The following is a 6,130-nucleotide window of genomic DNA, read 5'->3' on the forward strand; positions in this document are numbered from 1 at the left end:
CCCCCTCCCGGCCGCCGCCCCCCCCCCCACGCCCCTAAGAACAAATCGTGACAGACCACTGGCTGGGCGCCGCCTCTCGGAACGCGGTACCCTCTGTGAATTGGCTTCGCCGACATTTCCCCTGTTCGCAATCATTGTTCGCAATTATCCGATGCTCGAAATCTGGATCATCGAAGACAACGTTCAATTCCGCCGGGCCACCGCTCGCGGACTGAGCGTGCTGGCGGACGACGCGAGCGCTCGCGAATTTGGAAGCTGTGAAGAAGCGATCGCGGCAATCGATGATGGCCAATCGCCCGACGTCTTCTTGATGGACATCGACTTGCCGGGAATGGATGGCATTGAAGGGATCAGCGAAATCAAGCAGCGATTGCCCGACGCCACCGCGCTGATCCTGACGGTGTTTGAAGACGATGAAAAGATCTTCCGAGCGTTGAAAGCAGGTGCGTCCGGCTACTGCCTCAAAACCGACACGATTGCGAAGATTCGGGAAGCGGTGGAGCAAGTCCTGCAAGGTGCCGCCCCGATTCATCCGCGAATTGCGGGTCGAGTCCTGAAGATGTTCGCTCAACTCTCCCCTGAACAACCGGACTACGGCCTGAACGAACGCGAACAATCGGTGTTGGAAGCGATGACGCGCGGGTTGGTCCGAAAACAAATTGCCGCTGAACTGGACCTCAATCTCCATACACTTGACTACGTCACGCGGTGCATCTATCGCAAATTGCACGTCAATGGAGCGACCGCGGCTGTGGCTCTCGCCATCCGCGAACGTTTGGTTGAGCCCCCGGAAGCTTGAACCAAAGGTAAGTTCCGCCGCCCAATTTACGAACATTCGTAAATTGTTTCAGCACCGCGATCCACTAAGCTGGACCGCATGACCAAGCCATCCCCCACCGCACTTTTCGTGGTCGTTTGCGTGTCGATCGCATGCGTTCGCACCTCTCCCGCCGAGGAAGTCTCCTTCAACCGAGACATCCGGCCGATTCTTTCGGACCGGTGCTACTTCTGTCATGGTTTTGATGAAAACCATCGCGCCGCCGACCGGCGTTTGGATCTTCGCGAAGAAGCCGAATATGTCTGGGACGTCGACTCACCAAACGACTCGGAACTACTGCTCAGGATCACCAGCGACGATCCCGACATGGTGATGTCTCCGCCGGATGCACATAGAGAACCGATCAGCGAAGCCGAGGCAGACTTGATCCGTCGCTGGATTGAAGAAGGCGCGAAGTACGAACCGCACTGGTCCTTTGTCAATCCAACACGGCCGACGACCGCGGCAAAGAATCCATCCGATGCCATCGATGACTTTGTCGCGCGTCGACACAAAGAGCAAAACCTGCAATTTGCCGACGAAGCCGAACCCGCGAAATGGCTTCGACGCGTCTCGTTGGACTTGACCGGCGTTCCTCCGACATCGCAGGAAATGCAGTCCTTTGAAATCGACGCGGCAGAGCAGGGCGAGGCGGCCTATGAAAAGGCCGTCGATCGTTTGCTGGCGTCACCCCTGTATGGCGAACGAATGACGCTGGAGTGGCTCGACGTCGCTCGATATGCCGACACCAACGGATTCCAAAGCGATGCCTATCGCATGAATTGGCCTTGGCGTGATTGGGTAATCGATGCCTTCAACGCCAACATGCCTTTCGATCAGTTCACCATCGAGCAACTGGCGGGCGATCAACTGCCGAACCCCACGCAGGAACAACTGATCGCCACGGCCTTCAATCGCAACCACATGATTCAAGCCGAAGGCGGGTCCATCGCGGAAGAGAACCGAGCCAAGAACAACTTTGACCGAGTCGAAACAACCAGCACGGCCTGGATGGGATTGACCGTCGGCTGCTGCCAATGCCACGACCACAAATTTGATCCACTGAAACAGAGCGACTACTTCTCGCTGATGTCGTTCTTCAACCAGATCAGCGAAACGGGAATGACCAGCAAAAAGATGTCGGTCAAACATCCCGACCGTCCGTTCTCCGTGAACTACTGGGTCGACAAACCCTTCATCGAAGTCGGAGACGACGCCACCAAGCAGGCATTCAAAGATGCCCAAAAAGAAGTGAAAGCGGCTAAGGAAGACCTGCAGTCTCACTACGACGAATACGTTGCCGGGGCGCGCCAATGGGTCCAAGAAATCCGAGATGATCCTGAGGAAGGTGCCAAGCGAATCAAACCGGGCGAATTCGTCGCTCGGTTTGTTCTCAGCGCGGACTTGAACAACCCCAAGGACAATGGTTTCAAACGACTGATCGACACGTACCTGAATCGCAACGAACCGTGGAAGTCGATGAAAGCACGAATCGCCGAGTTGGAAGCCAAGGCGAACCTGCTTCAGGAGCAGATCCCATTGGTGATGGTGATGCGAGACGACCAACCTCGTGAAACGTTTGTGATGTTGCGAGGCAACTACGAAACGCTCGGCGAAAAAGTCACGCCCCGGACGCCTGATTTCCTGCCGCCTGTGTCGACGGGTCAAACCGCTGGTCGCCTCACTCGCTTGGACCTGGCAAAGTGGTTGGTCTCGGACGAGCATCCATTGACGGCCCGTGTCACCGTCAATCGCTATTGGCAATTGATGTTCGGTCGCGGGTTAGTGGCCACTCCTGACGACTTTGGGTTGCAGGGAGCTCTGCCAACGCATCCTGATTTGCTGGACTGGTTGGCCGTGGAATTTCGCGAAAGCGGATGGGACGTCAAAGCCTTGCTCAAGGGCATGGTGCTTTCGCGGACCTATCGCCAATCCTCCATCACCGACTTGGATCGGATCCAACGTGACCCTGAAAACAAATGGTTGGCTCGCGGCTCGCGGCAACGGCTCGATTCGCGTTTGTTGCGGGACCAAGCCCTGATGCTATCCGGGCTGCTTCATCAAGAAATCGGTGGACCTCCCGTCGCCCCCTATCAACCCGGTGGCATCTGGGAATCGATGAGTCTGAACAAGAATCACTACATGCGTGACGATGGAAAAGACCTCTACCGGCGGAGCCTCTACACGGTTTGGAGGCGTGTGGTTGCCCCCGCGAATTTCTTTGATGTGGCGAGTCGCCAATCTTGTTCCGTCACCCTGAATCGGACGAGCACACCGCTGCACGCCCTGACAACGCTCAATGACATCACGTACGTGGAAGCCGCCCGAGTCTGGGCAGAATCCTTCGCGAATTTGAAGGACGATCACACTCGATTGGCAGACATGTTTTTCGCCGCGACCGGGCGACACGCCAGCGAAGACGAGTTGGACTCATTGCACCGTTCACTTCAAAAAGCCCGCGTCCATTTCCGGTCGCATCGGGACGATGCTGCGGAACTTCTCACAACCGGGGAAGCCGCCCGAAATGAACAACTCGATCCAGCGGAACATGCGGCTTGGACCACCGTGTGTTCATTGGTGTTGAATCTCGACGAAACGCTTTGCAAGTAGTCGCAAGCCATCCCTCTCTTCCAGAACACGATTTGAAATGAATCCACTTTCGCTCAATCGAAGAACTTTCCTGGGTGGTCTTTCGCTCTCGGTCGGAATGCCAGCCTTGCAGACATTGATGGCTGCCGAGTCGCCGTCCTTGCCACACTTTCCCGCGAAAGCCAAACGGGTCATCTACCTGATGCAATCCGGTGGGCCATCGCATGTCGATTTGTTCGATGACAAAGAAACGTTGCGCAAAATGCAGGGCGAAGAAATGCCCGCCAGCATTCTGCAGGGACTCCGGCAAACAACGATGACCGCGGGACAAAAGTCCAAGCCTTGTTTGGCTTCCGCTTGGGACGGACATCGGCGAGGCGAATCAGGGATGTGGGTCAGCGACTTGCTTCCGCACACCGCCGAGATCGTGGATGATTTGTGCTTTGTCCGCAGTCTTCACGGCGAACAAATCAATCACGCGCCCGCGATGACGCACATGTTGACCGGGCACAATTTGCCAGGTCGCCCGAGCATCGGGGCGTGGTTGACGTACGGGCTGGGATCGATGGCCGATGACTTGCCATCCTTTGTGGTGATGACCTCGCAAGACCGCCAGGGTTCCTGCGGCCAACTTTTCTTTGACTACTACTGGGGTGCCGGATTCCTACCCGGTAAACACCAAGGCGTTCCGTTCCGAAGTTCGGGAGATCCAGTGCTGTACCTCAGCAACCCCAAAGGCGTTTCGCGGCACGCTCGACGAGAGATGCTGGACGGTTTGTCGGAGATGAACCAATTTGCTCATCAGCGGTACGCCGATCCTGAAATCGAAACTCGGATCGCACAGTACGAGATGGCATTTCAAATGCAATCCAGTGTTCCCGAGCTAACGGACTTTTCTGATGAACCAGCCAGTGTGCTGGAGATGTATGGACCGGACGTGCATCGCAAAGGCAGCTACGCGTACAACTGTTTGATGGCGCGGCGATTGGCCGAACGCGGGACTCGCTACATTCAATTGATGCATGCCGGTTGGGACCAGCACGGGAACCTTCCCAACCAGTTGCCAATTCAGTGCAAAGACACCGATCAACCGAGCGCCGCATTGGTCAAGGACCTGAAGGCTCGTGGGCTGCTCGACGACACGCTGGTGATCTGGGGTGGAGAATTTGGTCGCACGCCGTTTGTGCAGGGCGACATCAACAACCCCAACGCTCATGGGCGAGACCATCATCCTCGCGCCTTCACGATGTGGATGGCGGGTGGCGGCGTTCAACCGGGAAAAATCCACGGCAGCAGCGACGAATTCGCGTTCCATGTCGCCGAAGACCCCGTCCATATTCGCGACTTGCAAGCAACGCTCCTGCATCTGTGCGGAATCGACCACGAACGCTTCACGCATCGACACCAGGGATTGGACTTCAAATTGACCGGCACCGAACCCGCCCGAGTGGTGAAGGAAATTCTGGCTGGCTAGGTGAAAGACACCCTATTTCGAGCAGAACTTAGATGACCGACAGGGGGTGATTCGCGACAAGGTATGACTCAGAAGTTAAACTGGGTCTGCAAACCTACCTTTCCACATCATCCCGAATGACCAACATGTCAGACAATCAAATCAACACCTCGTTGAACCGGCGAGGCATGCTCACCCGAGCAGCCGCTCTCGCAGCCGGAACCACCGCCGTCGCCGCCACCGCTCCACACGCCCAAGACGCAGCCGGTTCGGCCAAAGCCACCGGAGCCTTGGATGCAAAGCAAGGCCGTTTGAACCAATCGGTTTGTAAATGGTGCTTCCCCAAGATCTCGCTGGAAGACATGGCCAAGGAAGCCGCCTCGATGGGTATGGTCGGAATCGACCTGCTGGACCCGAAGGATTTTCCGACGCTGAAGAAACACGGTTTGGTTTGCACGATGGTGCAATCCCACTCGCTTCCCAACGGATTGTGCGACACCAAGTTTCATGACGAGTGCTTGGAAAAAATGAACGTGGCGATCGAAGCCACCGCGGCAGAAGGTTGGAAGAACGTGATCTGCTTCAGCGGCAACGCTCGCGGAATCGATCGCGAAACCGGCATGAAGAACTGCGTCGATGCCCTGAAGAAAATCACGCCGGTGGCCGAGAAAGCTGGCGTGACGCTGCAGATGGAATTGCTCAACAGCAAAGTCGATCACGCAGACTACATGTGCGACAACAGCACCTGGGGTGTCGAGTTGGTCAAACGAGTCGGCAGCGACAACTTCAAGTTGTTGTACGACATCTATCACATGCAAATCATGGAAGGTGACATCATTCGCACCATCCAAAACAATCATCAATACTTTGGTCACTACCACACCGCCGGCAACCCCGGTCGCCATGAACTGGACGACAACCAAGAGTTGCTGTACCCGCCGATTGCCAAAGCGATTGCGGACACCGGGTACGAAGGCTACTTCGCTCACGAGTTCATCCCCGTGCGTGATCCAATCGCGGGTCTGCGAGATGCAGTCGCGCAGTGCATCGTTTGAAGCCGATTCGGTGCCGCAAGTTTTCAAGTACTGTGCCAGTAACGCCTTGAAAACTCCGCCCGTGCAGAGGTCGTGCAGTTTTATTTCACCCTCCCTTTGGGAGGGTCGGCCCGTTTCGGGCGGGGGAGGGCTACGCGCTGGCTCCGATGCTCGACCCTCCACTCGCTTCGCTCGAACCTCCCAGGGGGAGGGTGATGAGAAACGTTTGGCAACACA

At 56.4% G+C, this 6,130-nt stretch carries 4 protein-coding genes; all 4 read left to right on the top strand.

All coding sequences use genetic code 11. The features are described 5' to 3' along the window. Positions 1-151: 151 nt before the first annotated feature. The 4 genes from ACF8AM_RS04110 to ACF8AM_RS04125 all read left to right on the top strand — a co-directional run bounded on the left by ACF8AM_RS04110 (position 152) and on the right by ACF8AM_RS04125 (position 5,914). A complete protein-coding gene (locus tag ACF8AM_RS04110; RefSeq protein ID WP_099262343.1) occupies positions 152-799 on the top strand; it encodes a response regulator transcription factor in 648 nt (215 codons plus the stop codon). Positions 800-877: 78 nt separating this feature from the next. Further along, positions 878-3,427, top strand: coding sequence for a PSD1 and planctomycete cytochrome C domain-containing protein (locus ACF8AM_RS04115; protein ID WP_392554414.1), 2,550 nt, complete (start codon positions 878-880; stop codon positions 3,425-3,427). A 37-nt stretch (positions 3,428-3,464) separates the two neighbouring features. After that, positions 3,465-4,880, top strand: a complete 1,416-nt coding sequence (locus ACF8AM_RS04120; protein WP_392554415.1) for a DUF1501 domain-containing protein — start codon at positions 3,465-3,467, stop codon at positions 4,878-4,880. A 116-nt stretch (positions 4,881-4,996) separates the two neighbouring features. Further along, a complete protein-coding gene (locus ACF8AM_RS04125; RefSeq protein ID WP_392554416.1) occupies positions 4,997-5,914 on the top strand; it encodes a hydroxypyruvate isomerase family protein in 918 nt (305 codons plus the stop codon). The last annotated feature ends 216 nt before the right edge of the window (positions 5,915-6,130 follow it).

This window comes from Rhodopirellula sp. JB055 (assembly GCF_043100905.1).
Taxonomy (GTDB): Bacteria; Planctomycetota; Planctomycetia; order Pirellulales; family Pirellulaceae; genus Rhodopirellula.